This is a genomic window from Salipiger bermudensis, assembly GCF_019801965.1.
GTDB classification, from domain to species: Bacteria; Pseudomonadota; Alphaproteobacteria; order Rhodobacterales; family Rhodobacteraceae; genus Salipiger; species Salipiger bermudensis_A.
Map to the genome: position 1 here is coordinate 184,635 of NZ_JAHVIA010000007.1, position 25,410 is coordinate 210,044.

Annotated in this window: 21 protein-coding genes and 1 tRNA gene; 19 read left to right on the forward strand and 3 right to left on the reverse strand. The window is 65.7% G+C overall.

Annotated elements, in window-relative coordinates; translation table 11 throughout:
- Positions 1–3: 3 nt before the first annotated feature.
- Both KUV62_RS16615 and KUV62_RS16620 read left to right on the forward strand, forming a co-directional pair.
- Positions 4–1,290 carry a TRAP transporter large permease gene (locus KUV62_RS16615; protein WP_222604849.1) on the forward strand — a complete coding sequence of 429 codons (1,287 nt, stop codon included), beginning with the start codon at positions 4–6 and terminating at the stop codon, positions 1,288–1,290.
- Positions 1,291–1,324: 34 nt separating this feature from the next.
- Positions 1,325–2,002, forward strand: a complete 678-nt coding sequence (locus tag KUV62_RS16620; RefSeq protein WP_222604850.1) for an RraA family protein — start codon at positions 1,325–1,327, stop codon at positions 2,000–2,002.
- A gap of 3 nt (positions 2,003–2,005) precedes the next feature.
- Here the strand turns inward: KUV62_RS16620 and KUV62_RS16625 are convergent, their stop codons facing one another.
- A complete protein-coding gene (locus KUV62_RS16625; RefSeq protein ID WP_222604851.1) occupies positions 2,006–2,917 on the reverse strand; it encodes a LysR family transcriptional regulator in 912 nt (303 codons plus the stop codon).
- A gap of 38 nt (positions 2,918–2,955) precedes the next feature.
- Here KUV62_RS16625 and KUV62_RS16630 point away from each other — a divergent pair, with 38 nt between their 5' ends.
- Positions 2,956–3,888 carry a 2-hydroxyacid dehydrogenase gene (locus KUV62_RS16630; RefSeq protein WP_222604852.1) on the forward strand — a complete coding sequence of 311 codons (933 nt, stop codon included), beginning with the start codon at positions 2,956–2,958 and terminating at the stop codon, positions 3,886–3,888.
- A gap of 149 nt (positions 3,889–4,037) precedes the next feature.
- On the opposite strand, the gene KUV62_RS16635 is transcribed toward KUV62_RS16630, so the two are convergent.
- On the reverse strand, positions 4,038–5,714 hold the full coding sequence (locus tag KUV62_RS16635) for a BCCT family transporter (protein ID WP_222604853.1): 1,677 nt from the start codon (positions 5,712–5,714) through the stop codon (positions 4,038–4,040).
- Positions 5,715–5,883: 169 nt separating this feature from the next.
- On the opposite strand from KUV62_RS16635, the gene KUV62_RS16640 reads away from it, so the two are divergent.
- A complete protein-coding gene (locus tag KUV62_RS16640) occupies positions 5,884–6,561 on the forward strand; it encodes a GntR family transcriptional regulator (RefSeq protein ID WP_222604854.1) in 678 nt (225 codons plus the stop codon).
- Between the two features lie 101 nt (positions 6,562–6,662).
- On the forward strand, positions 6,663–8,354 hold the full coding sequence (locus tag KUV62_RS16645; protein ID WP_222604855.1) for a thiamine pyrophosphate-binding protein: 1,692 nt from the start codon (positions 6,663–6,665) through the stop codon (positions 8,352–8,354).
- 15 nt (positions 8,355–8,369) lie between these two features.
- Here the strand turns inward: KUV62_RS16645 and KUV62_RS16650 are convergent, their stop codons facing one another.
- Complete coding sequence (locus KUV62_RS16650) at positions 8,370–9,122, reverse strand: aspartate/glutamate racemase family protein (protein WP_222604856.1); 753 nt, start codon at positions 9,120–9,122, stop codon at positions 8,370–8,372.
- A 329-nt stretch (positions 9,123–9,451) separates the two neighbouring features.
- Here KUV62_RS16650 and KUV62_RS16655 point away from each other — a divergent pair.
- From KUV62_RS16655 to KUV62_RS16720, 14 genes are all read left to right on the forward strand, one after another.
- A tRNA-Ser gene (locus KUV62_RS16655) sits at positions 9,452–9,541 on the forward strand.
- A 1,696-nt stretch (positions 9,542–11,237) separates the two neighbouring features.
- On the forward strand, positions 11,238–13,499 hold the full coding sequence (locus KUV62_RS16660) for a phage tail sheath C-terminal domain-containing protein (protein WP_222604857.1): 2,262 nt from the start codon (positions 11,238–11,240) through the stop codon (positions 13,497–13,499).
- Positions 13,500–13,513: 14 nt separating this feature from the next.
- A complete protein-coding gene (locus KUV62_RS16665) occupies positions 13,514–14,029 on the forward strand; it encodes a phage tail protein (protein WP_222604858.1) in 516 nt (171 codons plus the stop codon).
- A gap of 6 nt (positions 14,030–14,035) precedes the next feature.
- Positions 14,036–14,716: a hypothetical protein gene (locus KUV62_RS16670; protein WP_222604859.1), complete on the forward strand. Its 681-nt coding sequence runs from the start codon at positions 14,036–14,038 to the stop codon at positions 14,714–14,716.
- Positions 14,713–15,429, forward strand: a complete 717-nt coding sequence (locus KUV62_RS16675; protein WP_222604860.1) for a hypothetical protein — start codon at positions 14,713–14,715, stop codon at positions 15,427–15,429. Before KUV62_RS16670 ends, KUV62_RS16675 begins: the two co-directional genes overlap by 4 nt.
- The gene (locus tag KUV62_RS16680; RefSeq protein ID WP_222604861.1) at positions 15,426–16,754 is read left to right on the forward strand and encodes a DUF4255 domain-containing protein; all 1,329 of its coding nucleotides are present in this window, start codon (positions 15,426–15,428) and stop codon (positions 16,752–16,754) included. The genes KUV62_RS16675 and KUV62_RS16680 overlap by 4 nt, the downstream gene beginning before the upstream one ends.
- Complete coding sequence (locus KUV62_RS16685) at positions 16,751–18,634, forward strand: ATP-binding protein (protein ID WP_222604862.1); 1,884 nt, start codon at positions 16,751–16,753, stop codon at positions 18,632–18,634. The genes KUV62_RS16680 and KUV62_RS16685 overlap by 4 nt, the downstream gene beginning before the upstream one ends.
- A complete protein-coding gene (locus KUV62_RS16690) occupies positions 18,631–18,864 on the forward strand; it encodes a hypothetical protein (RefSeq protein WP_222604863.1) in 234 nt (77 codons plus the stop codon). The genes KUV62_RS16685 and KUV62_RS16690 overlap by 4 nt, the downstream gene beginning before the upstream one ends.
- Positions 18,861–20,336, forward strand: a complete 1,476-nt coding sequence (locus KUV62_RS16695; protein ID WP_222604864.1) for a DUF4157 domain-containing protein — start codon at positions 18,861–18,863, stop codon at positions 20,334–20,336. The genes KUV62_RS16690 and KUV62_RS16695 overlap by 4 nt, the downstream gene beginning before the upstream one ends.
- Positions 20,333–21,148 carry a hypothetical protein gene (locus KUV62_RS16700; protein ID WP_222604865.1) on the forward strand — a complete coding sequence of 272 codons (816 nt, stop codon included), beginning with the start codon at positions 20,333–20,335 and terminating at the stop codon, positions 21,146–21,148. The genes KUV62_RS16695 and KUV62_RS16700 overlap by 4 nt, the downstream gene beginning before the upstream one ends.
- On the forward strand, positions 21,145–23,259 hold the full coding sequence (locus KUV62_RS16705) for a DUF4157 domain-containing protein (RefSeq protein ID WP_222604866.1): 2,115 nt from the start codon (positions 21,145–21,147) through the stop codon (positions 23,257–23,259). Before KUV62_RS16700 ends, KUV62_RS16705 begins: the two co-directional genes overlap by 4 nt.
- Positions 23,256–23,912, forward strand: coding sequence for a hypothetical protein (locus KUV62_RS16710; protein WP_222604867.1), 657 nt, complete (start codon positions 23,256–23,258; stop codon positions 23,910–23,912). Before KUV62_RS16705 ends, KUV62_RS16710 begins: the two co-directional genes overlap by 4 nt.
- Entirely contained in the window at positions 23,909–24,271 is a 363-nt protein-coding gene (locus KUV62_RS16715) for a hypothetical protein (RefSeq protein WP_222604868.1), read from the forward strand. Before KUV62_RS16710 ends, KUV62_RS16715 begins: the two co-directional genes overlap by 4 nt.
- Positions 24,268–25,398, forward strand: a complete 1,131-nt coding sequence (locus KUV62_RS16720) for a hypothetical protein (RefSeq protein WP_222604869.1) — start codon at positions 24,268–24,270, stop codon at positions 25,396–25,398. The genes KUV62_RS16715 and KUV62_RS16720 overlap by 4 nt, the downstream gene beginning before the upstream one ends.
- Positions 25,399–25,410 lie beyond the last annotated feature (12 nt).

Below are 25,410 nucleotides of genomic sequence, written 5' to 3' on the forward strand. Positions count from 1 at the left end.
CCTATGGCCTGGATCCTCTTCGGCACCTTCATCGCGCTGATCCTCCTGCGCGTGCCCATCTCCATCGCCATCGGCACGGCGACGGTTCTCACCTTCCTGACCTCCGACTTCTCGACGGCGCTGCAGATCATCCCGCAGCAGATGCTCGAGGGCGTCAACAAGGCCTCGCTGACCGCGGTGCCGTTCTTCATCATGGCCGGCAACCTGATGAACGCCACCGGCGTGACCGAGCGCATCTTCGCCTTCGCCAACTCGCTGGTGGGCCACCTCAAGGCCGGCCTGGCGCAGGTCAACATCCTGTCGTCGATGATCTTCGCCGGCATCTCCGGCGCCGCTGTGGCGGATTGCGCGGGTCTCGGCGCCATCGAGATCAAGGCGATGCGCGAGAGCGGCTACAAGCCCGATTTCGCCGCCGCGATCACCGTGGCCTCCTCGGTCATCGGGCCGCTGATCCCGCCCTCCATCGGCCTCGTGCTCTATGCCTTCCTGGCGCAGCAATCGATCGAGCGGATGTTCCTCGCGGGCCTGATACCGGGCATTCTCGTCGGCCTGTCACTGATGATCTACGTCCGCGTGCGCGCCCAGTTCCAGGATTTCCCGACCCAGCCGCGCGCCACCGTGCGCGAGGTCGCGGGCACCGCCAAGCACGGCTTCCTGGCGCTCGTCGCCCCGGCGATCATCCTGGGCTCGATCATGTTCGGCTTCGTCACCGCCACAGAGGCGGGCGTGCTGGCCTGCATCTACTGCATCCTGATCGGCATCTGGTACAAGGAACTGACCTTCCGCGCCTTCTTCGCCGCGCTCAGCGACACCGCCATGATGACCGCCGTGATCATGATCATCATCGCCTTCTCGATCGCGATGGGCTGGCTGCTGGCCATCGACCAGACGCCGCAGAAGCTGGCTGACTTCACCTTCTCCTTCACCGAGAACAAGAACGTCTTCCTGGCCCTGCTGCTGGTCTTCATCATCCTCGTCGGCTGCGTCGTCGAGGGGGTGCCGGCCAAGCTGATCCTGGTGCCGACGCTGCTGCCTCTGATCGACGCCTACGGCATCGACCGGGTGCATTTCGGCATCATCATCCAGCTCGGCCTGCTGCTCGGCATCGCCACGCCGCCGATGGGCATCGGCCTCTACATCGTCGCCGAGGTGGGCCGCGTCCGCTTCGAGAAGGTGACGATGGCGGTGCTGCCGATGCTGATCCCGCTGATCGCCGTGCTGCTGCTGCTCACCTACGTGCCGCAGACCGTGACCTTCCTGCCGGACCTGATCCTGGGCCCGCAGAACTGATCTCCTGACACCAAGACCCAAGAAGGGACCTCCCATGTCCAACCTCATCTACAAGCTCAACCCGATGCCCGAGAAGATCCCGCAGGAGAAGCTCGACCGTCTCGCGAAGCTCGAGACCGCCACCATCGGCCACTTCTACCACTACGGCTTCGCCGCCCCCGCGATCCAGCCGGTGCTGCCGGGCAAGGTCGTCGTGGGCACGCTGGCGACGCTGGCGATCCCCGGCCTCGACTCGACGCTGCTGCACCACTGCCTGAGCCAGTGCGGCCCGGGCTACTTCCTCGCCGTCGATCGCCTCGGCGACACCAAGTATGCCTGCTGGGGCGGCGGCGTGACCCGCATGGCGGCGATGATCGGCCTCGAGGGCGGCTGCGTCGACGGCCCGCACACCGACACCGCCGAGATCGCCGATCAGGATTTCGCGATGTGGTCGCGCGGTGCCTCGCCGGTCACCACCCGCCTCTACAACACCGGCGGCGGCTTCAACGTGCCGGTGTCGATCGGCGGCGCGGCGGTCCTGCCGGGCTACGCGGTGTTGGCCGATGATTGCGGCGTGCTGTTCATCGCGCCGGAAGATCTCGACGAGGTCATCGAGCGCGGCGAGTTCCTCACCGAGCGCGGCCGCGTCAACGAGGCCAAGGTCACCGGCGGCCTCCATCTCGGCGAGATGTCCGGCGCCACCAAGATGGTCGAGGAAAAGACCAAGGGCTGAGGCTCAGAGGTCCTCGAAGGAGCTGTAGCGCCGATGTTCTCCGCACCATGCCCTCGCCGCCTCGCGCGCAAGCTCGAGCACTTCGCCTACCTGCTTGCGGCGGGCGCGGTTGGCATGGGTGCAGGAGACATGCAGCGGCGCCAGCCCTTCGGTGGCCGCGATCTCGACAACCTTGCCGCTGGCGATCTCGCGTTCGAGCGCCGCCAGCGGCAGCGCCGAGGCCCCGTAGCCCAAGCGCACCATCTCGCAGATCGTCGAGAGCGAATTGCCGTAATGCCGCGCCGCGCTGCGCTCGGCCATGTTGTCGACGTAGTCGGCCACCGGATTGAACAGCGGCGAGGTCTTCGGGTAGTGCACCAGCGGCAGGGCGCGCAGCGCGTCCGGGCTCATCGGCTGTTCGCATCCCTTGATGACCCCCGCGTGAGCCACCCAGCCGACCTCGTAGCGCACCGCGAAATCGGCGCCGCGGGCGCGGTCGCCGGTGGCGGTGAAGGCCGCATCCAGCGTGCCCGCCTCGACCAGCCGGCGCAGCTGCAGGTCGGAGCCCACGTAGATGTCGAACATCAGCTCTGGCGCCTCCTCGGCCACCCTGTCACGCAGCAGCGGGCCCCAGGTGAGCGCCGCCATGCCGACAAGGCCGATGCTGACGCCCTGCTTGTGCCGGTCCTGCAACCGGCCCAGCATCGCCTCGCGCAGGTTCAGGAACTGAACCGCGAATTCCGCAACTTCCAAGCCCTGATCGGTGAGCGCGAAGCCGTTGGCCTCGCGGTCGATCAGGGTCTTACCAAGATCCTTCTCAAGCGACGTGATCCGCGCCGAGACCGCAGGCTGTGTCAGGCCGAGATACTCGGCCGTCTGCCGGTGGTTTCCGAACTGGCTCAGCCAGTAGAACGCCTCGAGCTGCTTGAGATTCATTCCCATTCCTCAAAGATGACCGACCCAAAGGAGCAAACATGACCGTCGCCGTCTACCTTCCCCTCGAAGACAAGACCCAGTGGTGGGTAGAGATGTTGCAGGAGCTGATGCCCGGCTGGGACATCGCCCCGATCGACGCCATCACCGATCCCGACGCCGTCACCTATGCCGTGGTCTGGCGGCCGCGTACAGGCGATCTGGCAAAATTCAGCAATCTCAAGGCAATCGTCTCAATCGGGGCGGGAATCGACCACGTGCTGGGCGACGAGGAGTTGCCGCAGGGTGTGCCGATCATCCGCACCGTGGGCGATGACCTGACCCAGCGGATGCGCGAATACGTGGCGCTGCACGTGCTGCGCCATCACCGCGACATGCCGCGCCAGCTGCAGGCCCAGGCCGAGCTCGACTGGCACGCCATCGTGGTGCCCGTCGCGCCCAACCGGACCGTCGGCGTCATGGGGCTCGGCAATCTCGGCGCCGCCGCTGCGCAGACCCTGTCGATGCTGGGCTTTACCACCCGCGGCTGGTCGAAATCGCCGAAGTCGATCGAGGGCGTCGAGACCTTCACCGGCCCCGAGCAGATGGACGCCTTCCTCGACGGCTGCGAGATCCTCGTGAACCTGCTGCCGCTGACCGAGCACACCACCGGCATCCTCAACGCCGAGCTCTTCGGCAAGCTCGCCGAGGGCGCCTGCGTGATCAACTGCGCCCGCGGCCCGCACCTCGTCGATGCCGACCTGCTGGCGGCGCTCGAGAGCGGTCAGATCAAGCAGGCCACGCTCGACGTGTTCCACCAGGAGCCGCTGCCGACCGACAACCCGTTCTGGACCACCCCGGGCATCACCGTGACCCCGCACGTGGCCTCCCAGATCGACGCCGCCACCGGCGGGCGCATCATCGCCGCCAACCTCAAGACCTTCGAGGAGACCGGCACCTGCGCCGATCTCGCCGATGCGTCGCGCGGCTACTGACGCGAAACGCCGGGCGGTCTCCCTGCCCGGCGTGCTCTCACTCTTCCGGCGCCTGCTGGCCGCGCTCGATGCGCTGTCGCAGCCGCCGGTCGAGGCCCTTATGACGGCGCGGCCCCGCTAAGCCGCGCCGTTCTTCACGCCGTCACCGGTCATTCCGCCGGGCTCGACTGCTCGCGCAGGCCGCCCGAGGTGCTCTCTTCGCTGGCCGGGCCGTGGCCGAACTCTTCCAGCTCGGGCCGGGTGCCGATGGTGATGTGGTCGATATCCTCGGCCGCGAAACCGCGGATGATCGACGGGATCATCATGCTCACCAGCACGAAGATCGGCAGCCCCACCACGGTGATCACCTGTTGCAGCGCCGTCAGACCCGCCTCGCCCGCGAGCAGGATCAGCATCGCCGCGACGAGCCCCTCGGCCACGCCCCAGAACACCCGCTGATGGGTCGGTCCCGGCGTCGCCTCGCCGGTGCAGAGCATGTCGACCACAAGCGAGGCCGAGTCCGACGAGGTGGCGAAGAAGATCGCCACGATCACCACGGCGAAGCCCTGGATGAAGGCGGTGAAGGGGAAGTGCTCGAAGAAGGCAAACATGGCCAGCGGCACGCTGTCGGCCACCGCGCGGCTGATTTCGCCGGCGCTTTCGCCCATCGCCTCGCGGGCGGCAAGGCCGAGCCCGTCGAAATCCATCGCCTGCCAGCCGAAGATCGCAAACCAGATCAGGGTGAAGAGCGACGGCGCCAGCAGCACGCCGAAGACGAACTCGCGCACCGTGCGGCCGCGCGAGATACGCGCCACGAAGAGCCCGATGAAGGGCGACCAGGTGACCGTCCAGGCCCAGTAGAACACCGTCCACGAGCCTTGCCAGCCCCAGCCATCGGTGGTCGGGTTCTCGTTGGCCAGCATGTCGTTCCAGAAGGCAAGCCGCGGCAGGTTGCCGAAATAGAGCCCGAAGGTCTCGACGATGCCCCGCAGCAGGAACAGGGTCGAGCCGCAGACCAGCACGAAGACCATCAGAGCGACCGCCATGCCGATGTTGAGGTTGGAGAGCAGCTTCACGCCCTTGTCGAGCCCGGCGACGATCGAGCCCACGGCCACCGCCGTCAGTACCGCGAGGATCATCACCTGCACCCAGGCCCCCGAGCCGGTGCCGAAGAGCGCGTTGAGGCCAGCGGCGATCTGGCTCGAGCCGAGCCCCAGCGAGACCGCGACGCCGAACAGCGTGCCGAGGATCGAGGCGATGTCGATGGCCTTGCCGACGGGGCCGTGGATACCTTCGCCCAGCAGCGGATAGAACACCGAGCTCACCCGCACCGGCAGGTCGTAGCGGTTGATGAAATAGGCGAAGGCCAGGCCCGGCAGGGTGAAGATCGTCCAGGTGTGCAGGCCGAGATGGTAGATCGCGATGGAGATCGCATCCTTGGCAGCGGCCTCGGAATAGGGCTCGACTCCCTGCAGCGGCGGGTTGGAGAAATGGCTGATCGGCTCGGCCACCCCCCAGAACATTAGCACCGTCCCGATGCCGCCGGCAAACAGCATGGTGAACCACGACAGGTTGGAATAGGCCGGACGCTCGCCCTTGCGGCCCAGCCGGATATGGCCGTGGCGCGACATGGCGGCCCAGATCAGGAAGCCCAGCCAGACATTGACGCCCAGCACGAAGAACCAGCCCAGATTGGTGACGATCCAACTTCGCCCGGCGGCGAAGGCATCCCCGATGGGCTCCGGGAAGAGGATGAGGGCAAGGACGAATAAGACGGTGAACCCGGCGGATACGAAGAATATCGTCGGATCGGTTCTCAGGCCGAGACGGCGGGACAGCTGTTCCAAGGATCAAGCCTTTGTGTTTTTCCAATGAGTTCGGAACCCAACAGAGGCGGGTGGGGTTTGGTTCCGCTCAATCTTTACGGGAATTCGACTTGCCTCTGCGTCGCTCCGTTGACCCTGCCGGCAAGCGCTGCATACGCTGCTGCATACAGAGATCCAGACAGGTCGCGACATGCCCCCTCAGCCCAGCCCCGCCAGTACATCGCAGCGCGCCTATGCGGAGCTGCGCGAGCGGCTCTTGCGTGCCACCTTTCTCCCCGGGGAGAAGCTCAACGAAGTCGCTCTGGCCGCCGAGCTCGCACTCAGCCGCACGCCGCTGCGCGAAGCGCTCAACCGGCTGAATGCCGAGGGGCTTCTGGTGCATCACGACCGGGGCTTCGCCGCGCCGTCGCTCGATCCCGAGCGCGTCTTCGACCTGTTCGAGGCCCGGCTCGAAATCGAATGCGCCACCATCCGCCTCGCCTGCGAACGTGCCGATCCCGCCGCGCTCGATGAGCTGGCCGCCTTCCTTGAGGAGAGCGGCGCGGAATCGCCGGAGGCCTCGGTCGGCCGGCTGATCGAGCTCGATATCGGCTTCCACGACCGCATCGCCCGCCTCTCGGGCAATGCTGTGCTGCGCCAGATGCTCGCCAATCTCAACGACCGGCTGCACCTGATCCGCTGGATCGCTATGGAAGGACGGCGCGAGCAGACCCAGACCCAGCACCGCGACATGCTCGCACATCTGCGCGACCGCGACGCCGAGGCGGCGATGGCCGCCATGCGGGTGCATATCCTGCACCGCAAGGAAGACATCCTCGCCGCGGTCAAGGCCGCCTACGGGCATGTCTACACGAGCGCGCGCAGCTGAGCGGCCCGAGAGGCGTTGTCGCGCTGCCGACAGCGCTGTATACAAGAAAGAATACAGATATTTGACGACCCCGCCTCGCATCCCCGCCAAGGAGACCCCACATGGACAACAGATTGAACGGCGCCGAGGCGATGGTGCGGATGCTCGAGGCGCAGGGTGTGCGGCATATCTTCGGCCTTTGCGGCGACACCACTTTGCCCTTCTACGACGCGATGCACCTGCTCGATCACAAGATCGAACACGTGCTCACCCGCGATGAGCGCTGCGCCACCTACATGGCCGACGGCTATTCCCGCGTCACCGGCCGCCCCGGCGTCTGCGAAGGCCCCTCTGGCGGCGGTGCGACCTATATCCTGCCGGGCTTGATCGAGGCTTCGGAAAGCTCCTACGCGGTGCTCGGCATCACCACCGACATCTCGGTGGCCAGCTACGGGAAATACCCACTCACCGAGGTCGACCAGGAAGCGCTGATGCGCCCCTTGACCAAGTGGAACACGGTGATCAAGCGCGCCGATCACATCCCGCGCATGGTCCGCGCCGCCTTCCGCGCCATGACCACCGGGCGCTCGGGCGCCGCCCATCTCGGCCTGCCCTATGACATCCAGTACGACAGCGTCGACCCGGCCGAGATCTGGGCCGACCCGGCGCTCGCCACCTACCCCGCCTACCGCACCGGCCCCGACCCGGCGGCCGTCGAGGCGGCGGTGGACGCGATGCTCTCGGCCAAGACCCCGCTCATCGTCTGCGGTGGCGGCATCGTCGTCTCCGGCGCCATGGCCGAGCTCGACCGGCTCGCCACGCGGCTCGACATCGCCGTCGCCACCTCGATCTCGGGGCAAGGCGCGCTGGCCGACAGCCACCCCAACGCGCTCGGCGTCGTGGGCTCGAACGGCGGCACCGACCAGACCTGGGAGATGATGGAGGCCGCGGACCTGGTGATCTTCATGGGCTGCCGCGCCGGCTCCACCACCACCTCGCGCTGGGAGGCCCCGAGCCCCGGCACCCGCATCGTGCATTTCGACGTCGACCCGATGGTGATCGGCGCCAACCTGCCCACCGAGGTCGGCGTCGTGGGCGACCTGCGCCTCGCGCTCGAGAGCGTCAACGCAGAGCTCGACCGCCGTGGCCAGGGCGCCGCGACCTTCGGCGGTGCGGCCGCCGTGGCCGACATCAAGCGCCGCAAGTTCGAGATCTTCGACCGCATCGCCGCAGAAGACAGCCGCCCCATCCGCCCCGAGCGCGTCATCGCATCGCTCATGAAGGTGCTGCCGTCTGATGCCACCGTGGTCTCCGACCCCGGCACCTCCTGCCCCTACGCCTCGGCCTATTACCGGCAGGCGCTGGCGGGCCGGTATTTCATCACCAACCGCGCCCACGGGGCGCTCGGCTACTCGCTCTCGGCCTCGCTTGGCGCGTGGTACGGGCGGCCGCAAAGCAAGACCGTGGCACTGATGGGAGACGGCTCCTTCGGCTTCACCGTGGGCGAGCTGGAGACCGTCTGCCGATCGCGCGCGCCGATCACCTTCGTGGTGTTCTCGAACGCGAATTTCGGCTGGATCAAGGCCAGCCAGATGGCCGACAAGGGCAGCCGCTACTACAATGTCGATTTCAACCGCGTCGACCAGGCCGCCGTGGCCGCGGCCTACGGCGTCAAGTCGTGGCGCGTGGAGGATCCGGCCGAGCTCGACCGGGTGCTGGCCGAGGCGGTGGCGCATGACGGCCCGACGCTGGTCGACATCGTCACCCAGCCGCTCGAGGAGGCCAACGCGCCGGTGCGCCGCTGGATGGGCTAAGCCCGGGCCGCCCGCTCAGAAGCGGCGCGGCTGCAGCCCGGCCTGGAACCACGCGGTCATCGAGTAGATGTCGTAGACCGGCAGGCCGGTCGCGGCCCGCACCGCGGCGCTGTAGGGCGCCATGTTGGTGCATTCCAGCACGATGGCGCCGAGCTCCGGATGCCGCGCCTGCAGCGCTCGCGCCGCCGCGACGACGTCGGCGCAGGCCTTCGCGAGATCGAGCTCCTGTCGCTCGGCCTTGATCAGCACCGGGAAGAACTCGCAGCCCTCCTCGCACCCCGCCACCGGCGTGTCGAGCGGCACGCCGATGCCGTCGAGATGCGCCGGCGTGATCCCAGAGGCGTTGATCGTGACGATGCCCACCCGCTTGCCCGGCGGCAGCGTCGCCTGCACCCAGGGCACCTGCATCATCGACGAGGTCGCCACCGGCACCTGCACCGCCTCCGCCAGCTGGCGCTGGTAGATCGACAGGAAGCCGCAATTGGTGGTGATGCCCTCTGCCCCGAGATCGACCAGATCCCGCGCCGCGGCGATGAACGGCTCGAGCAGCCCCTCGGCGCGGTCGCAAACCACCTTGGCCGGGCTGGCGCCGCGCACAACGTGGTAGAGCACCGGGAACGGCCAGGTCGTGGCGTTGCCCATGTCGCCATGGACGCGGGGAAAGCGCGCTTCGAGCATCAGGATACCGAGCGGCGCGCCATAGATCGCCTTGCCACCCTGCGCGACATGGCTGCCGGGGACTCCGAAGGGACGGACAGGATCGAACATCGGACAAGTCTCCGTGCAAGGGCGCGGCAGGCCGGAGGCGCCGGCGTGCACAAGGGCGATGCTTGAGCATATGGCGGGAGCTAGCACTTCGCACAACGTCGCGCTGGCCTCTGCTCCACACGCCTCGGCGAGTGCTGCAGTCGCGCCGCACCGTTGCGCTCACGTGACAGGTTTCTCTGCCGGTCGCCTCCGGCCAGCCTCTTCAGCGTCAGGGGTGTGCCGGGCTTCGAGCCCAATTTCCGAAAGCGCGAAGAACGTCCGGAAAAGATTTCGCAACCTCCCACATTTCGCCTTGTGCTCCCCGCTTTCGCTTGGATATACGCGTCGACGGAGACGTGGCCGAGTGGTCGAAGGCGCTCCCCTGCTAAGGGAGTAGGCGGGAAACCGTCTCGAGGGTTCGAATCCCTTCGTCTCCGCCACCTACCATTTCATTGAATGGCCTTGGGGCGGCTGCCAGAGACTATGTAGATGGGCTGATACGGCTGTTCACCCCGCCCTGAACACGTCTCTGGTCAAGTCATTGTCCAATGGCGTCATGTGCGCAGGCCCGCACTTCTGACATAGTGACCAAGTTGTCGCTTCGGTCCTCGGACTTCGGCAGCACCGCTACAGCAAGCCCACTTTGTCATGCCCCCATTCGGCGGCGCCACCGGATCTTTCCCGTCATCGTCAACCGGCAGCGCGGTTCGTTCAAAATACCAGACAGAAGCAACATTGGGCGAGTTGGTGCTGGCACCGTCTTCCGCACAGTTGCGCGCGACAGACATCATCTAACGATGAGCATCATCACAGGTCCTCGCGAATTTCGACCAGCACACCCTCTCGCTCTGTGACACTCCAGCCGGAGGCTGCCGAAGAGCCGAATGGAGGACGCCGGAGAGCGCCCATGCTGCAGCGAGCAGGCCCGCTGCCGGCGTCGCCGACGAGCGCAACCCATTCTCGCTGATGAAGAAATGCAACTCGAAACCTTTCGGCCATCAGCACGCGGACAGCCTTCAATCGCCGCAAGAGGGCGCCGCATGGACAGCTCCGCTCACCGAGCGATATCCGCTCTCATCCGCGTCTTCAGTGCAGATTTCCAAAACCGGAAAGTGCCCGCCGACAGGTCTTGAGCGCAGAACGACACATCGACTTTTTCTGCCACATTACCCGATCGCACGACAATTCTAGCGGACAGCCTTCCTCCGATCCTCACACAGCCAAACGACGCGAATTCATGTATGACTGTCTCCGCCTAACCAAATATATCCACCACCGGGACACATCACCCCTTGAAACACCACTTTCTCATCTATCGGGTAAAAGCACATCGTTCCCGACCATCTCCCGCCACAAACTTGAAATCCAAATTACGGGCGAATTTAATCCCTTCATTAAATTTGAATACGACCCAAACCATTACTCAACTTATTCACCCAGATTTTGAAAAAACCAATGACCACATTGCCAACCGGACTATAATAAAACCCTACCCCAACTCAATCATCAGACGCCCATAAACTCAGCCCCGTCAGCCACCCGTCAGAAACATTTAGCTAAATGTATTTCCCGTTTCATCTATTGAACACTGAACGTGATGTACAGCCTCGTATCCCGAAGATGCGTCACGAACCTGATCTGAGAAGACGTCACCAAACACACCTGCAGAACTCCTCTGCAACTTAAGAATCAAGGGATCACCGGAGAAATATTTCCACGAAAATCATTTATTTTCAATTTCATGGGCGGAAAACCTCGCCGCTCAGGACGCATCAAGCCGATCTGATTTCAGGCTATCCAGTCACCGTCAGCTCGCGCATAGGCTGTATCACCCACACCTTCGCCAAGACCTTATCAGATAACGATTTTCGGGATCATCGGATCGTGACTCGCACAGAATTTGCGTCTTGCCTTGACCCGCCTTTCGAGAAAGGGACTTGCGAGAAACGCGGGTTTCACTCATACTTAAGTTGTTGTGAGCCCTAGGGCTTTATGTATCTTGTTATGTCCGATTGACGCGATCAATTCAGCCTCGACACTCTGAATATTTCATTCAGCGTCACCATCAGCATTGCCCTCGCCCGGCTTCAGACACTCCGGTCGTTCGTCCCAGATTTGATAGGGAGACACGAATAAATGCCAGTGCAGGTTTCCTATCCAGGCGTATATATCGACGAAATCCCGAGCGGTTCGCGCGCGATTGCCGGTGTGCCGACATCGGTTGCGGCCTTCGTCGGATACACCTCACGCGGCCCGACCAACGATCCGATCCAGATCTTCAGCTACGCGGATTACGAACGCAACTTCGGTGGCTTCGATCTCGACAGCCCGCTCAGTTACGCGGTCAACCACTTCTTCCTGAATGGCGGCGCGGTCGCGTGGATCGTGCGGGTCGCTGACGGCGCGCAGACCGCTTCGGTCACCATCGATGCCCTCAACGGCAACCCGAGCCTTCTGGTCGAGGCTGCCGCAGACGGGGCCTGGGCCAACGCCGTGGTTCTGGCGGTGGATTACGCCACGTCGAATCCCGGTACCACGTTCAACCTGACGGTCTCGCAGATCGAGGAACGCAACGGGCGGCTCTTCGCAGCACGAAGTGAAACCCACCGCAACCTCTCGATGAACAGCGCGTCGTCGAACTATGCCGTCAGCGCGATCGAGAGCGACAGCGAGATGATCCGGCTGACCGATCTTGGCTTGCCGGGCGTCGTCGCGTCGGTCACGAGCGGCATCATCACGGATGCGGTTGTCGCAGGGCTTGGCCCGACAACGCGCCGGCTTGCCGTATCGATCGACGGAGACCCTCCGATAGAGTTCGACCTGTTCGGCGATGGCGAGGCCAATCCCTTGGCCGACGTGGCGAGCCTTGTCGCCCTGCTCACGGCGGAACAGGCGGGTCTCGGCCTGACCTTCGGGGCGATCGCCGGGCCCGGGGCGGGTGAGTTCCAGCTCACCGTCACAGGCGGCAGCGACCGCACCTCGTCGGTGTCTTTCCGGACGGCATCGCGCAACAGTGCCACGGCAGCACTCCGTTTGGGCACGGCTTTCGGCGCCCGCGAGACCGACGGCTCGAGCGATGCGCGTCCGGCGCCGACCGGCACGACCGGCTCGGCCGCCGATCCGTCTTCCGTCGCCGCCGGCGACCAGATCGTCGTGGAACTGCGCGACGCCTCTGGCGTACTGATCGACGATGCCACCGTCGTTGAATTCGATGCCGTTCCAGGCAGCCTTGCCGAAGCGCGCACGATCATCGAGGCGGCGCTGCGCAGCAGCACCGTGGCGGCGATTTCCACCGCCACCGTTGCTGTCTTGGAAGACAGTTTGGTGCTCACACCGGGCGGTGACATCGGGTCGCGGAATTTCACCTTCGTCGCGGGCGGCGGCGGCGATGCGGCAACACCCCTTGGACTGATCGGCGCGGTGGAGAATGTCGCGCGATACGAGATGGGCGACGGGCCATTGACGCTGTTCCAAAGCGCGGTCAGCCCCGGCGACGACGGATCGGTTCCCGCCGCGAACCTGGTCTCTGGAACGAGGGCGCAGAAATCTGGGCTGTACGCCCTGGAGGATGTCAGCCTCTTCAACATCCTGAACCTGCCCGGCATCTCGGACGTGCCGGCCCTGACCGAGGCGATCGCCTATGCCGAGGAGCGCCGGTCGATGGTGCTCATCGACCTCGATCCGAATATCGACACGCTCGACGACGCCCGGGATTGGGTGAACGATCCAGCCAATTCGGGGCTGAAGCACCGCAACGCCGTGGCGTATTTCCCACAGGTCATGCTGGCCGATCCGCTGCAGAACGGACGTCTGCAAAGCTTTCCGAACTCGGGTGTGATGGCGGGGCTCTGGGCACGTACCGACGCCCAGCGTGGCGTCTGGAAGGCGCCGGCGGGCATCGAGGCGCGGCTGCGCGGCGTCCAGGCGTTGGATTATGTGCTCTCGGATCCTGAAAACGGAGTGCTCAACCCCCTCGGCCTCAATTGCCTGAGAACCTTCCCTGTCTTCGGCACCGTGTCCTGGGGCGCCCGCACGCTTGTCGGCGCCGATGCCTTCGCCAGTGAGTGGAAATACGTGCCCGTGCGGCGGATCGCGCTCTTCATCGAGGAGAGCCTGTATCGCGGCACGCAGTTCGTCGTGTTCGAGCCAAACGACGAGCCGCTCTGGGCCCAGGTGCGGCTATCCGTCGGGTCATTCATGAACAACCTGTTCCGGCAAGGGGCATTCCAGGGCATGACGCCGCAACAGGCCTATTTCGTGCGCTGCGACAGCACAACGACAACCCAGGCCGATATCGACCTCGGCATCGTCAATATTCAGGTGGGCTTCGCCCCGCTCAAGCCGGCCGAGTTTGTCATTCTCCAGATCCAGCAGATCGCCGGCCAGAGCCAGACATAAGGAGCGCTCAGATCATGGCTGAATTCAGCGCAAATCCCCAGCGGTTCGATCCCTACAAGAATTTCAAGTTCCGTGTCCGCTGGGATGGCCGTTTTGTCGCCGGTATCTCGAAAGTCGGCGCCCTGAAACGCACCACCGAAGTGGTTGAACACAGGGTCGGAGGAGACTCTTCGACAAGCCGCAAGTCGCCGGGCCGATCGAGTTTCGAGGCGATCATGCTGGAACGCGGTGTGACCCATGACGAGGATTTCGAACGCTGGGCAAATCTGGTCTGGAACGTCCAGGCCGGGCTGGGCGCGGAAGTGTCGCTGGCCGATTTCCGCAAGGACATCACGATCGAGATGTACAACGAGGCCGGCCAGCTTGCCGTCGCCTACCAGGTCTTCCGGTGCTGGGTCTCCGAATTCCAGGCCCTGCCCGAGCTCGACGCGAATGCCAATGCCGTCGCCATCCAGTCGATCAAGCTGGAAAACGAGGGCTGGCTTCGAGACGCCGAGGTCGTCGAGCCAACCGAACCTGCTTTTGGGTGATCCGTCATGGCGGCGCTTTCCTCCAGCGACCTGCTCGCGGCATGGGACGCCGGCCGCGCACGCCGGCCGCTCGATCGCGCGCTTTGGCTGCTCTGGGCCACGGGAACAGACGCCGCGCAGGATCTGCCCCTGGCAGACCGGGATCGCAGGCTTCTACGGCTCCGCGAGGCGCTGTTCGGACGCCAGATCGCTTTGCTCGCCACGTGCCCGGGCTGCGCCGCGCAGGTCGAGATCTCGGTGGATACGCAGGACCTCCAGCGTCATCTTGGTGACTGTGGCGAGGTCATGGTCGAGACGCCCGATGGGCCGGTCACGCTGCGCGCCATGACGAGCGCGGATCTGGCTCAGATCTCCAGCGTTCCCGAGGACGAGAGGGAAGCCGCCGCCTGCGACCGGCTGACGCCCGCGCTCCCGGCCGCCGCCCGGACGGCGATCTACAACGCCATCGAAGCACAGCTTGCCGAGGCGGAGCTGACGGTCAGGCTCGTCTGCACGGATTGCGGCACATCGTGGCGCGAAACCCTCGACATTGCCGATTGTCTCTGGGTCGAGGTCGACACCGCGGCGCGGCGCCTGATGGCCGACGTGGCTGACCTTGCCGGCGCATTCGGATGGAGCGAGGCGCAATCGCTGGCAGTGCCGGCGGCGCGCCGCGCCGTCTACCTTGCCCATGCGAGGGGGATATGAGCGCCCTCTCGCGAATGATCGGACGGGCGACCGGGCAGATTGCGCCGGGCCTCCGCCCGAGGCCGATCGCCCGGTTCGAGGCTGCGGCAACCGAGAGCACCGGCTTCCACGAGACATCCACCGAAACCGCTGCCCCCCAGAGTATCGATTGCGACGGCGGCATAAGCGAGACCGCCGACCACCTCCCTGCGCCGACACCAGCCTCGAGCCGCAACACGCCATCGGCCCTGCGCGAACCGTCCACCCCAGCGGCGCCGTCAGCTCCGCAGCGCGGGCCCACGATCACGTCGGAAGGCGCGTCGACCGTCTCGGAAGCGCCTTCCGGCGCGCATCACTCGCCGGAAGAGCGGCGGCCGGAAACGACATCCTCCGTCACCATCCGCGATGGCGCGCCAGCGCCTGCCCCGCCGGCATCGCCCCCGCCTGCCCCGCTTCTTCCGGCGCCTGTAATCCCCGTGACCGCAGTCGCTGCCGACCGGCCCACCGCCGAGTTGGAGGCGCCCGAACCGGCCCCGTCCTTCCAATCTCGCGCAGCAAACGGGAAACGCGGGCTGCCAAGGGCCGGCGCCGCGGACGCCCCACCCGATATCTCCATTCATATCGGCCGCCTCGAGCTCAGAACCACCTCCCCCGAGGCCCGGCCCGGCCGCCAGAAGCGCACCAAACCCGACATGACGTCGCTCGCCGATTACCTGAAGGGGGCGGAACGGTGAGCAACGTCCTCGCCATCGCGTCGGTCACCCATCTCCTGAAGGAGATGCTGAACGATGCGCTCGTGGCCTGGAACGCAAATGCCGCGATCGGCGGGAGTTTCACCGTCACCGCCCTGCCGCCAGATCGCGTGGTCAGCGAGGATCCGACGGCGCAGGATGCCCAGCTGAACCTGTTCCTTCATCGCGTGACGCCGAACGCCGCCCTCCGCAACGCGGATCTGCCGACGCGTGGCGCGGATGGAACCCTCAAGTGCCGACCGCGGCTGGCGCTCGATCTGCACTACATCCTGACCGCACTGGCCGCGGAAGAACTGCACGCCGAGATCCTGCTTGGCCATGCCATGCAGTTCTTCAACGAGATGACCATCCTGCCTCGCGAGCAGGTGCGCCAGCTTCTCCAGGGCGGCATCGGAGGTATCCCGCCAGCGCCCGACCTGCCGCATCCAGCCGAACTTGCCGACCAGATCGAGCTACTGAAGATCACCCCGCATACGCTCTCCATGGACGACACGTCGAAGATGTGGACCGCCCTGCAGGCAAGCTACCGGACGACCGTCGCCTACGACGTGTCACTGGTGCTGATCGAGCGCGAGGTGCCGGTCCAGCCGGCGCTTCCGGTGCTGAGCCGCGGTGGGCCCGTCGATCCGATGACCGACCGCGATCCTGGCATCCTGCTGCGCCCGGGCCTTGGCACGACGTCTCCGACACTGGTTTCGATCGAGCCTGCGGACGGCCAGCAAGTGATGCGGCTTGGCGGCGACGTCCAGATTTTCGGATTGGCCCTGTCCGGCGGCGAGACCGTCGTCCGTTTTTCCAGCGCGGCCACGGGCGAGATACGCGAAATGGTTCCAATCGATCCCGTCGGTGCTGACAAGCTGACCATCCGCCTGCCCGACGGCCCGCCCCTGACCGTTGCAGATCCCCGCGCGGGAACGGCGTACGATCCGGGCACATGGCGGATCGGCCCCTACATCGTCGACGTCAGGGTGACCGATCGCGACGGCCGCGCGCAAATCAGCAATGCCCTTGCGGTGATCCTCGCCCCGCGAATAACCCCCTCTGCGGCGACGGTCCCGGGCGGCATCGAGATCTCGATGTCCTGCTCGCCGCGTATCCGGCCCGGTCAATCCGTCGCGATCGTGCTTGGACGCGAGATGACGGTTCAGGAAGCCCCCGTCGCGGCAATCGACTCCGTCAGCCAGATATATACCGACCTCGTCTCGAACAGCCGTCATCCGGTGCGGCTGCGGGTCGATGGCATCGACAGCCCGGTCATCGACAAGCAGGCAACGCCGCCGGTCCTCCAAAGCGTGACGATCCCATGACCGCGCCGCTCCCCCATATCGAAGCACGCGAGGTGCCAGACAGCACCGATCTGTCGGCCGTCTTCGGCGCACTCAGACGGAAGGTTGCGGCGAGTGCTGCGGGTGCTCCGCAGCCGGAGCGGCCCCTGCCCTCCAACCCTGCGCTCGCGGAACTGGCCCGCATCTTTCTTCTGAACCAGACCGAGGTCGAGATCATGGCGATGGTCGTCGGCGCCGATCTCGACCAGGGCCTCTCCGCCGAGATCGCGAAAACCCATGGATCGGCCGAGGTCGACACCTCCTTTCTCCAGCGCATCTATCCCACCGCCTGGGAGGCGCTTTGCCCAGAGGCGCCCCTGCGCCACTGGCGGTTGCTCAGCCTGATCGGAACCGGATCGTATGCGCGCCGTCCCCTTCTTGCCGATGAGCGCATCCTCCACTTCATCCTCGGTGCGACGTATCGCGACACGCGATTGGAAGGCATTCTAGAGGCGGTCGCCCTTCCCGCCGAGGGCGAACCGGACGCTGCGCGCCTCGCCGCGATCTGGCGCCAAGATCCGCGCCTGCCGGTCATTTCCCTTGCCGGGCCCGACCGCCTCTCGAAGCGACGCGCTGCATCCGAAGCGGCCCGTCTGAACGGCTGCATGCTCTACCGCCTGGATGCCAGCGACATTCCCGAGACATGGGCGCAGCGGGCGTCGCTTGCGATCCTGATCGATCGCGAGCTCGCGCTGTCCCGGGCAGCCGTGCTCATCGAGGCCGACGACGACACCTCGACAAGGGCGGCGCGCTTCGCCGAGCGGATAACCGGACCGACCATGCTGTCCGCGCGCGACCCGGAAATGCCCGAGCGCGCGCCCCGCATCCGGATCGACATGTCGGGCCCGGACCGGAGCGAACGCCTGGCGATCTGGCAGCGGGAGCTCGGCGACGACGCGGCCGCGATGGAGCCGCGCAGCCTCGAGCGACTGGCGGAGCAATTCACGCTGGACGCCTCTGGCATCGCCACCGCCGCCGGCCTCGCTCGCATGACCTCGCGCGACGGCTACGAGCCGGTCTGGGCTGCCGCGCGCAGCCAGGCACGGCGTGGTCTCGACAATGTCGCTGAGCGCGTCTCGACCCGCGCCGGGTGGACCGATCTGGTTCTGCCCGACAGTCAGACCTCGATCCTGCGGGATCTGGAGGCCCATGTGCTCGAGCTTTGGACGGTCCGCGAAGACTGGGGTTGGGAGACAAAGACCGCTCGGGGGCTCGGCACAGCCGTGCTGTTCTCCGGCTCTTCCGGCACCGGGAAGACCTTTGCCGCGGAAATCCTCGCGAAGTCCCTGAGCCTCGATCTTTTCCGTATCGATCTGAGCCAGGTCGTCAGCAAGTATATTGGAGAAACCGAAAAGAACCTGTCGCGCATTTTCAGCGCGGCGAACGCGGGCGGAGCCGTGCTGCTCTTCGACGAGGCCGATGCCCTGTTCGGCAAACGGAGCGAAGTCAAAGACAGCCATGACCGCTACGCGAATGTCGAGGTGAGCTATCTTCTACAGGAGATGGAGGCCTATCGCGGGCTCGCCGTCCTGACGACAAACCAGAAATCCTCGCTGGATCAGGCGTTCCTGCGCCGACTGCGCTATGCGATCTCCTTTCCCTTCCCGGACGCCCGCGCGCGGCAGGCGATCTGGCAACGGATCTTCCCGGCGGAAACTCCGCTCGAGGGGTTGGACTTCGAAAAGCTCTCGCAATTGAACCTCACCGGCGGATCGATCCGCTCGATTGCGTTGAATGCCAGTTTCCTCGCCGCTGGCGCCGGCGAGAAGGTCACCATGCAGACCATCCGGCGCGCCGCTGCTCGGGAATACGCCAAACTCGAGAAGTCGCTTACGCCGACGGAAGCGAGGGCCTTCGAATGAGCAGACGTGTCACCATAAAGATCGACCGGATCGTCGCCGACACGGCAGAGCTGACCGAACAGGACATCCGCCGCGAGTTGCAACGCGCCGTCGCCGAACGCCTGGCAGCCGGCGGCTGGCAGGACACGGCATCGCGCTCGGTCGAGGCGATGCGCGATCAGGTTCCCGCCGAGGGGTCATCGCTGGCGTCCAGAGTGGCGGCCTCGACCGCGAAGGCGGTGTCGAAATGATCGGTGTCCACGCCAGCAGAAGCCGCCTTCCGGTTGGCACGGCACCGACCGCAGATCTCCAGCGGGCCTGCTCCTGCGGACAGGATGAAGATTTCGAGGACGTTCAGACCAAGCCCTCGGTCAACAGGCCGGGCGACCGTTACGAACGCGAGGCAGACCGGGTGGCCGACGCCGTCGTCTCGGACAGCCGCACGGCATCGGCCCTCGGCCCGATCACGCCATTTGTCCAGCGTGCGCCCGGGGGGGACGTGGAAGACGAGGAGGAGGTGCAGACGAAGCGCGCTGGCGGAACTCCGGGCGCCGACGCGGCCGCCCGGGCAGCGACGATCGCAAGCTCGGGCGGCACGCCGCTTTCCGCCAGCGAAAGATGCTATTTCGAACCCCGCTTCGGGCGCGATCTTTCCGACGTGCGTCTTCACACCGACGCGGCGGCGCAGAGTGCGGCAAGCGGCATTTCCGCCCGTGCATACACCCACCGGAACCACATCGCCTTCGCCGCGGGCGAATACGCGCCCGACAGCCCCGAGGGCCGCCGCCTCATGGCACACGAGATCACGCACACGATGCAGCAATCGGGATCCGCCGGACAGCCGGTTCACCGCGCCCCTGAAGACGTCATCCAGCGCGCCTTCGAGGATGTCGTGACAGGTGAGCGGCGCGAAGCCTTCACCGATCGCCCCGGTGCCGAGACGCGCATGCGGCAGCTTCGTGAGCAGCATCCGGACAGGACCTATCGGGTGCATCCAAGCGGCAGCGTCTTCGTCGTGCAGGTCTGGGTCGGCGAGAACGCGCCCTCCGAGGAGGCTCCCGAGGAACGACAACCCGCCGCACAGGTCTGCGGCCGCGACGATACGACCGTTGCAGGCAGCCGGATCAGCCGGATCGAGGTTGACATGAACGACATGGGAGCCGGCCTCTCGATCACCTGGGAGACGTCGAATGCCGAAACGCGGGCCCTGCCCTCGACGTTTCCGATCTCTCCCGGAGCCGGGCGGTGCAACCGCTGCTGCAACGAGCGCGAAGACAGCCGGGCGGGCGGAAGCCTCTGCACACCGATCGGATCAGGCTGGACGATCGACCGAAAAAGCACGCGAAACCCGCGCTGCCAGCTCGGCAACACGAGCTGGGCTCACAATGCATCTTATTTCGCCGACTCTCTCGGACGCGGCATCGCCATCCACACCGGCCCCCGCCCCGGTTTCCCCGCGTCGCACGGTTGCGTCCGGACCAGTGAAACCGGATCTGAGATCATCTACGACAATGCGCCCATCGGCACGCCGGTGCAGGTGAACGACGAATGGAACGGCCGCCAGTGCTATCCCTCGGCCTCCGGGGCCCGCCGCAATCGCCGGACCTCTGAGCGTTGCGACTCGTCTGCCAGCGCCGTCGGACCACAGCACAGCGACAGCGCCCTGGCTTTCTTCGAGCCATCCGAGGACATTCCCGAGAACGGCGCGGGGCCACTGGCATGAGAACCTTCGCCCGCCCGAAAACCATGACGGTCCCCGTGCGAGAATGTGCAATTCCGACCGGTCCGACCGCCAGCACTGTCGAAAGGCTGTCCGACAAGGCGTGTCTGAGCTCTACGGCGGGCCATGCCCCGTTCCGCGGAGCGGAGGCGCGCCGCACGCATATGGCGCATGCGATCTCGCATCCCTCGCGCAGACAAGACGGCACCGGCGACGCACAGATCCAGCGCCAGCAGGCCCAGGACGAAACCTGTCCATGCAGCACGCGGCCTCGCTGCGACGATGAGAAGACCGGCATGATCGAGGCGGCCTTCCGTTTGGCCGCGACATGGATCGCTCCAGCCTCGGCGAAGATGGGACGCTACGTCTCTTCGACACCCCAGCAGCGGCGAGGCACCCCGGCTGCGACCGCCTTGCGACGCCATTTCTCCTGGCCGTCTGGACAGGGCGCCCCCTTGCGCCCGACGCCCGATCTCGTCCTGTCCGTGATCGACCGGTTGCCGGGCCATTTCGGAGCCATCATCTGCCCGAGTTGTCCCACGGAGTGTCCCAGCGACGACGGCGACGTCTACGCCAGAGCGCAGCGCGGCGCCGGCAACAATTGCTACGAGTTCTGCCCGCCCTTCTTTGCCGAACCGGGGGAAACCTCGAAGAACCGGCTGCGCGCGACCGTCGCCATCCATGAAATGATGCACACCTGGGAGTCCATGGGCGATGTCGCCTATGAGGGCAACGCCGACTATCCTCCAAACGCGTACACGGCCCAGCATAACGCGGACTCCTACGCCAACCTCATCCGGGATCTGGGGCAATGACGGCCCGAAGCGCCGTCCCGGCCCTCGAGGCCCCGACCGCAACCTGCGTCGCGCCGCACTCCGACGTCTTTTTGCAACGCGCCTGCGCCTGCGGCGGAGCCCGAAGTGGATCTTGCAGTTGCGCCGACGAAACCGATGAGATCCAGGCGAAGCTGACGGTCAATGCGCCGGGCGACCGTTTCGAGCGCGAAGCGGACAAATTCGCCGACAGCGTCGTCTCCGATACCGCGCCCACGCCCGCCAGTGTCAGCCCGGTGACGCCATTGGCGCAACGGGCCGGCAGCGGCAGCACGGCCGGCGCCCCCGGCGGTTCCGCCGCCTTGGCGGCAGCCGCCTCAACGCAGACCGGCGGCACGCCGCTTTCCCCGAATGAACGCGCATATTTCGACCCGAGGTTCGGGCGCGACCTCTCGGCGGTACGGCTCCATACCGACATCCGTGCCGGGCGGGCCGCGCAAGGCATCTCGGCACGCGCCTTCACGCACCGCAATCACATCGCCTTCGCCCCGGGCGAGTATGCCCCCGGCACCACCGAGGGGCGCCGTCTCATCGCGCATGAGATCACGCATACGCTGCAGCAGACCGGTGCGTCCGGCACGCTCCAGCGCGAGGCTGGCGGCACCGCGGGAGGCTTCTTCCACAACATCGCGCTGTTTTTCGGCGCGTCGATTTCGGAAGAGGACATGCAGGGGTACCTCGACCATGTCGCCGAGATCGGCGGCCCGGAGCTTGACTACGACAGCGACAACAAGGCGCTCGCCATCGCCGGCAGGATCGACCGCAGCACAACCGAGGTTCTCGGTCACGACAGCGATGTCGGGCTGCGAAAGATCCTGATCCTCGACATGCAGGATGGCGCAACCCTCGGCGACGAGGAGAACGCCATCATCAATCTTCTGGCCACGACCAATCCCGGCGAGTTCCACCAGTTTTTCCAGTCCCCCAACGCACTTGATGCAAACGCCCTCCGCAGCGATGTCGACGATGAAAACCAGGCCCGGCTGAACCGCATCCTGCTGGCATTCGGAATCGCTGCCGAGGATCTGACCCGGCCCGAAGACAATGTCGGCTGCGCTCAGGAGGAGGCCGATGCCATTGCAGGGGCGGTCGAAGCCGCCGAAGCGGATCTCGGTCGCGCGCTCGAGATCCTTGGCGATCCCGACCAGGCCACCGCCGTCCGCAATGCCTATTTTCTCGCCTTCCATTCCGAGGAGCCGGACCCGGACAGGCTCACCCTGCTGCGCTCGCAATTGGCAGGCATTCGCCGCCACGTCTCGACCGTGCGCTACTTCTGCGACCACGGCGAGGAAAGGGCTTCGCGCTGCCGCGAGCCGGACATTTTAGGCTACGCCGGCTTCAACACGACAGCCCGCGGCATCTCGATCTGCTTCATGCCGGAGCGGGACTATTCGGTCGACATCCCCGAGGGCGAGACCGCTCCCAACGACAAGAACCTCCTGCGCCAAGACAGCATGGCGGAGCGCAGCAACCTGATCACGCACGAGGCCGCGCACCTGTTTCTCGGGGTCGACGACCACGGCTATTTCGGCTCGAACTGCGTACAGTATGACCCGTCCGCAGAGAAAAGCACCGCCCGCCTGACCGAGGCCGACCTTCTCGACACCGCGGACTCCTATGCCTGCTTCGTGCAGCTTCTCGCCCATCTCGAGGGCGCGGAAGAAGGGGAAACGCTGGCCGAACGCGCCGCCGGCCAGAGGGGCGAGAACCTGCGCCTGCAATACACCTTCGACCATCCCTTCGCCGTCGCGCTGCAACACAGGATCTATCTCGGCGAGGACATTGACTACGAGCGCTTTTCCCTCGACGGGGTTCCCGAGAACAGTGGCTTCGAGTTCGACTGGCAGATCGAGACGGGTGGCGTGTCGCTGCCGCTCGCGGCCGACCCGACATTCGCAGTCGGCAACACGGAGCACCGCGCCGTGCTGGGCGACGCGACACGCGCGCGTTTGCGCGAGCTCCACGCCGCCGGCGCCACGCAAGCGACTGTCACCGTCACCGTTGGCATCGGCGTGGGCCTCCCCTACGCCAATGAACGCAGCTTCGAGATGAATGTCGAACTGACCGACGAGACCGTGGAGGAGCTGTTTTGACCGGCTTCCCACGATCTCCCCGCCTGACGCGCGCCGGCCTCGTGCTGATCGATCCCGAAAGCGGTGCCGTTGATCGGATCATCACGCTGCAATACGCCGCCGAGACCTTGCAGCGGACCATCGAAGCACAGTCCGTCGCGGACGAACCCGACCGGTCGCAGCCGCTGCGGCTGACCGGACCGGCCATCGAGACCATCACGTTCGAGGCCGAGATCGACGCGACCGACCAGCTTGAGAAGCCGGACGATTTCCCGGAAGCCGGTGAAAGCGGCATCTTCCCCGCGCTGGCGGCGATGGAAACCATGCTTTACCCGACCGTTGCCCAACTGGAACGACAGAACCGGCAGGGCGCGTCGGGCAGTTTCGAGATCGCGCCGGCAGAAACCCCGCTCTCGATCTTCGTCTGGTCACGGAACCGGATCGTGCCCGTGCGCCTGACCAGCCTGTCGATAACAGAGGAGTTCTTCGACGCCGCATTGAACCCGATCCGAGCGCGTCTGTCGGTGTCGCTTCGGGTCCTGTCGGTCGACGATCTCGGGTTCAGGCATCGCGGTGGTGGGCTCTTCCTGGCCTATCTCAGGTCGAAGGAAAGTCTGGCCCGCAAATTCTCCGCCGGTGAATTAACCACGCTCGGGATCGGAGGGCTGCCATGAAGAACCCCATTCAGGCCATGTTCGAGGCCGGCGTCGTCGAAGCGACGGATTTTCCGCCCGACAGTCGCTACCACGGCATCCCGACCGCGACGGCGTCACTCGCGGGAGGGCGAACGGTACCTTACTTGCGCCGCCGCATCGTGCCTTCGCCGGACGGGTTCGCCACGGTCGGTTTCCACACCGTTCGCGGCAACGAGCGGCTGGATCACGTGGCGTTCTCCGTCTTCGGCGATCCCCTCGCGTTCTGGCGCCTGTGCGATGCCAATGGCGGGGTCTTCCCGGAGGATCTGGAAGAGCCCGGAACCGCGATCCGTCTGACCCTTCCGGAAGGTGTCGCTCCGCCGGAGGACGAATTGTGATCAAGGGCATCGATCTGTCGCTTCTCTTCGGTCCGGGCGTACCGGTTCCTGCGCCGCGCGAGGTCGTGGAGGCGATCCAGACGGTCCGCATCGAGGAGAACTCGGGCGAGACACCTTCAGGGTTCGAGCTGACCTTCTCTCTCGACAAGAACTCGCCCCTGAACACCATCTTCCTGCTCTCTGGCGGCGGCGCGATACCGATCCTGCGCGTTGCCCTCGTGGCCACCTTGTCGGGGCGTCAGATCAACCTGATCAACGGCGTCGTCACGATGACGGATATCCGCCCGGGCGGGGGTGGCGAGCAGTCGATCCTCCGCGTGATCGGCAAGGATCTCTCGGCGACGATGTCGCTTCTGGACTTCTCCGGCCTGCCCTATCCCGCCATGCCGCCCTTCGCCCGCGTAAACCTCATTCTGGCAAAATACGCGTGGCTGGGAGTCATACCGCAGGTCATCCCCTCGCTCGAAGGTCCGCCGCTTCCGACCGACAAAATCCCGCGCCACCAGGACAAGGACTACGACTACGTCATGCGGCTGGCGCATGAAGCCGGATACACGTTTTTCTTCAAGCCGGGCCCGGCGCCGGCAAGCAGCATCGCCTATTGGGGGCCCGAGATACGCATCGGTCAGGTGCAGCCGGCTCTGACAGTCGACAGCGGCCCGGCAACGAACGTGGAAGAGCTGCGATTTTCCTACGCGAAGGAAGATTTCTCGATCCCGGTCGTCTTTATCCACAATCAGGAAACCAAGGCGCCCATCCCCATTCCGATACCGCCGGTCACGCCGTTCCATCCACCGCTCGGCGCCATCCCGCCGCTGCCGCCGAGAATAGACCGGCTGACCGACACCGCGCGCCTGAAACCCGCCGAGGCGATCCAGCGCGGCTTCGCGCACGCAGCCCGCAATGCCGACCCCGTCACCGGCCAGGGCAGGATCGATGTCCTGCGCTATGGCCGGATCATTCGCGCCCGCAGCCTCATCGGCGTGCGCGGCGCGGGGCAGGCATTCGACGGCGTACACTACGTCAAGAGCGTGACGCACGACATCTCGCGCGGCTCCTACAAGCAAAGCGTCGAATTGAAACGCAACGGGCTTCTGCCCACCCAAAGCGCGGTCCCCGCAGAATAGGAGGCAGGGCCG

Coding starts and splice junctions, on each gene's coding strand:
- KUV62_RS16705 (WP_222604866.1), top strand. CDS start 21,145: ATGACGGCCCGAAGCGCCGTCCCGGCCCTCGAGGCCCCGACCGCAACC.
- KUV62_RS16675 (WP_222604860.1), top strand. CDS start 14,713: ATGAGCGCCCTCTCGCGAATGATCGGACGGGCGACCGGGCAGATTGCG.
- KUV62_RS16690 (WP_222604863.1), top strand. CDS start 18,631: ATGAGCAGACGTGTCACCATAAAGATCGACCGGATCGTCGCCGACACG.
- KUV62_RS16660 (WP_222604857.1), top strand. CDS start 11,238: ATGCCAGTGCAGGTTTCCTATCCAGGCGTATATATCGACGAAATCCCG.
- KUV62_RS16640 (WP_222604854.1), top strand. CDS start 5,884: ATGCCCCCTCAGCCCAGCCCCGCCAGTACATCGCAGCGCGCCTATGCG.
- KUV62_RS16695 (WP_222604864.1), top strand. CDS start 18,861: ATGATCGGTGTCCACGCCAGCAGAAGCCGCCTTCCGGTTGGCACGGCA.
- KUV62_RS16630 (WP_222604852.1), top strand. CDS start 2,956: ATGACCGTCGCCGTCTACCTTCCCCTCGAAGACAAGACCCAGTGGTGG.
- KUV62_RS16685 (WP_222604862.1), top strand. CDS start 16,751: ATGACCGCGCCGCTCCCCCATATCGAAGCACGCGAGGTGCCAGACAGC.
- KUV62_RS16625 (WP_222604851.1), bottom strand. CDS start 2,917: ATGAATCTCAAGCAGCTCGAGGCGTTCTACTGGCTGAGCCAGTTCGGA.
- KUV62_RS16700 (WP_222604865.1), top strand. CDS start 20,333: ATGAGAACCTTCGCCCGCCCGAAAACCATGACGGTCCCCGTGCGAGAA.
- KUV62_RS16715 (WP_222604868.1), top strand. CDS start 23,909: ATGAAGAACCCCATTCAGGCCATGTTCGAGGCCGGCGTCGTCGAAGCG.
- KUV62_RS16665 (WP_222604858.1), top strand. CDS start 13,514: ATGGCTGAATTCAGCGCAAATCCCCAGCGGTTCGATCCCTACAAGAAT.
- KUV62_RS16615 (WP_222604849.1), top strand. CDS start 4: ATGGCCTGGATCCTCTTCGGCACCTTCATCGCGCTGATCCTCCTGCGC.
- KUV62_RS16645 (WP_222604855.1), top strand. CDS start 6,663: ATGGACAACAGATTGAACGGCGCCGAGGCGATGGTGCGGATGCTCGAG.
- KUV62_RS16620 (WP_222604850.1), top strand. CDS start 1,325: ATGTCCAACCTCATCTACAAGCTCAACCCGATGCCCGAGAAGATCCCG.
- KUV62_RS16650 (WP_222604856.1), bottom strand. CDS start 9,122: ATGTTCGATCCTGTCCGTCCCTTCGGAGTCCCCGGCAGCCATGTCGCG.
- KUV62_RS16670 (WP_222604859.1), top strand. CDS start 14,036: ATGGCGGCGCTTTCCTCCAGCGACCTGCTCGCGGCATGGGACGCCGGC.